General features: G+C 73.5%; 1 protein-coding gene. It reads right to left on the reverse strand.

The features are described 5' to 3' along the window. Positions 1-3,647 (reverse strand): SDR family NAD(P)-dependent oxidoreductase (locus tag ACFYOP_RS33695; protein WP_388453933.1); only part of this gene is annotated, 3,647 nt, incomplete at both ends.

Below are 3,647 nucleotides of genomic sequence, written 5' to 3' on the forward strand. Positions count from 1 at the left end.
GACGGCCGCGGTGTCCAGGTCCGGCCGCTGCTCGACGTATTCGCGGAGCTGTCGTGCCTGAGCGCGCAGCGCGTCGGCCGTCCAGGCCGAGATCACCCACGGCACGACGCCCGGAGACTCCGACACCGACACCGGCTCGTCATCGGGAGCCTGCTCCAGCACAGCGTGCGTATTGGTGCCGCTGATGCCGAACGACGAGACACCGGCCCGGCGCGGCTGTCCCGTGCTGGGCCAGGCCGTCTCCTCGGTCAGCAGGGCGACGGCTCCGGCCGACCAGTCGACCTTCGGCGTGGGCTCGCCGACGTGCAGCGTCTTCGGCAGCACGCCGTGTTGCATCGCCATGACCATCTTGATGAGGCCCGCGACACCCGAAGCGGCCTGGGTGTGGCCGATGTTGGACTTCACCGAGCCCAGCCACAGGGGCCGGTCGGCCGGGTGGTCCTGGCCGTACGTGGCGATCAGTGCCTGCGCCTCGATGGGGTCGCCCAGCTTGGTGCCGGTGCCGTGCGCCTCGACGGCGTCGACCTGGTCGGGGGCGAGACCCGCGTTGGCGAGGGCCTGCCGGATGACCCGCTGCTGCGAGGGGCCGTTGGGGGCGGTGAGGCCGTTGCTGGCGCCGTCCTGGTTCATCGCCGTACCGCGGACGACGGCAAGGACTCGGTGGCCGTTGCGGCGTGCGTCCGACAGCCGCTCCAGAAGCAGCATGCCCACGCCCTCGGACATGCCCATGCCGTCGGCGTCGGCCGAGAAGGCCCGGCACCGGCCGTCCACGGACAGGCCGCGCTGCCGGCTGAACTCGGTGAAGGAGGTGGGCACCGCCATCACGGACACACCGCCGGCCAGCGCCAGCGTGGACTCGCCCTGCCGCAGCGACTGCGCCGCGAGATGGAGGGCGACCAGCGACGACGAGCAGCCCGTGTCCAGGGTGACCGCGGCGCCCTCCAGGCCGAGGACGTACGAGACGCGGCCCGAGGCGATGCTCGCCGTGTTGCCCGTACCGAGGTAGCCCTCGATCTCCTCCGGGGTCTCGCCGAGGCGCGAGCCGTAGTCGTGGTAGCTGACGCCCGCGAACACGGACGTACGACTGCCCCGCAGGGACTGGGGGTTGATGCCGGCCCGCTCGAAGGCCTCCCAGGAGGTCTCCAGCAGCAGGCGCTGCTGCGGGTCCATCGCCAGGGCCTCGCGGGGCGAGATGCCGAAGAACGCGGGGTCGAAGTCGGCGGCGTCGTAGAGGAATCCGCCGTGACGGGTGTAGGACTTGCCGCGCTGCTCCGGGTCCGGGTCATAGAGCGCGTCGAGGTCCCAGCCGCGGTCGGTCGGCAGGCCCGAGATCACGTCGCCGCCGCGCAGCAGGAGTTCCCACAGCTCCTCGGGCGAGCGCACGCCGCCCGGGAAGCGGCACCCCATGCCGATGATGACGATCGGGTCGTCGTCGGCGGCCGGCAGGGTCGGCGGCGCCGCGGCGGTCCCGGCCGGCGCGGTGTCCGGCAGCGCTCCGAAGAACTCGTCCCGCAGATGGGCGGCGAGCACACCGGGGGAGGGGTAGTCGAAGACGAGGGTCGCCGGCAGCCGCAGCCCGGTGGCCGTGTTGAGCCGGTTGCGCAGCTCAACCGCGGTCAGCGAGTCGAAGCCCAGATCACGGAACGCCCGCCCCGGCTCGACCGCCTCACCGGAGGCATGACCGAGGGCCGAGGCCGCTTGGTCGCGCACCAGCTCCAGCAGCACCCGGCCCCGCTCCTCGGCCGCGAGACCCTCCAGCCGGTCGCGCAGAGGCGACGACGGAGCGCTCGGCGCGTCCGCGCCCGACGCGGTTCCGGGGGACGACGTGGCCGCCTCGATCTCGCGCTGCGCCTCGGGAACACCCGCGAGCAGCGGGCGAGGTCCCGCCGAGGTGAAGACAGGGACGAAGCGCTCCCAGTCCACCTCGGCCACGGCCACGAAGGTCTCGTCGTGCGCGAGGATTTGGCGCATCGTGGCGAAGGCCGTGTCCGGGTCGAGGAACGGCAGTCCCCGCGCCTGCAGCTGCTCCGGCTTGACGCCCTCCGGCAGCCGCTCCGGGTCCCAGACGTTCCACACGCCCCATGCGATGGAACTGGCCTTCAGACCCTGGGCACGGCGCTGCTCCGCGAGCGCGTCCAGATAGGCGTTGGCGGCGGCGTAGGCACCGTGGTCACCGCTGCCCCAGACACCGGCGATGGAGGAGAACAGCACGAACGCGTCGAGGTCGTCGCCGCCCAGCAGCTCGTCCAGGTGAGCGGCGCCCGCCACCTTCGCGGCCAGCACGTCCGCGAACTCGTCGAGCCCCGACTCCGCCAGCGACGCCAACTCGATGAACGCCGCCGCGTGTACGACCGTACGCAGGGACTCCTCGTCGGCCTTCAGCTGCTCCAGCACGCCCGCGAGGGCCTCGCGGTCGGCGGCGTCGCACGCGGCCACCGTGAGACGGACCCCCTCGGCGGCCAGTTCCGTCGCCAGCTCGGCCATGCCCGGAGCGGACGGGCCGCGCCTGCTGGTCAGCACCACATGCTCGGCGCCGTTCGAGGCGAGCCACCGCGCGATGTGCGGGCCGAGCGCTCCCGTCCCGCCGGTCACCAGCGCCGTGCCACTGGTGCGCCAGCCGGGCGCCGCCTGCTCGGGCGTCCGCACGTCCAGCGGGTTGCGCACCAGGCGCCGGGCGAAGACGACCGAGCTGCGGACCGCCACCTGGTCCTCGCCCGCCAGCCCGGCCAGCACCGCGCACAGGCGTGCCCGGGCCCGGTCGTCCAGCTCGCGCGGCAGATCGACGAGGCCGCCCCAGCGCTCGGGCTGCTCCAGCGCGACGACCCGGCCCAGGCCCCAGACCTGCGCCTGCGCCGGACTGGTCACGGCGTCGGACGCCCCGACCGCCACCGCCCCGCACGTGCCGAACCACACCGGCACCTCAAGGCGCGCGTCACCGAGCGCCTGCACGAGAGCGAGCGTCCCTGCCACACCGGCCGTCATGGCGGGATGCGCGGGATGGGCGCTCTCGTCGAGCGCCAGGAAGGAGAGCACGCCGGCGAGCGGAGAGCCCTGCGCGGACAGCTTCTCGCCGATGAGATCGACGTACGTCCCCCGGCCGGCCCCGGAGGCGTTCAGCTCCAGCGGCACGACCTGCGCGCCGTGCCGCGCCAGCCCCTCCGCCGCCGTACGGACGACATCGTCGGTGGCCCGCCCCTCCGGGAACACCACGAGCCAGGTCCCCCCGAGCCTGGTCGTGGCACCCCCGTCGGCCACCGGCTTCCAGCTGATCCCGTACCGCCAGTCGTTCACCGTGGCCTCGCGCCTGCGCTCCTGCCGCCAGGACGCGAGCGCGGGCAGCACCGTGCTGAGCGAGGCGTCGTCGGGCACGGCGAGCGTGTCGGCGAGCGACTCCCAGTTCTCGTTCTCCACGGCCTCCCAGAAGCGCGTGTCGACGATGTCGGTCGCCGGGACGGGGGCGTGCGCCGCCGTGGTGTCCGGTACGTCGATCCAGTAGCGCTGGTGCCGGAAGGGGTAGGTGGGCAGATCGACGTGTCGATTGCCCTGCCCAACGGGCCAGTTGATGGGGTGGCCGTGGGTGTGGAGGTGTGCTGCTGAGGTGAGGAGGCGGGTGAGGGTGCCTTCGCCTCGGCGGAGGGTGCCGGTGG

Origin of the sequence: Streptomyces sp. NPDC006294 (assembly GCF_042870895.1) — a bacterium.
Classification (GTDB): Bacteria; Actinomycetota; Actinomycetes; order Streptomycetales; family Streptomycetaceae; genus Streptomyces.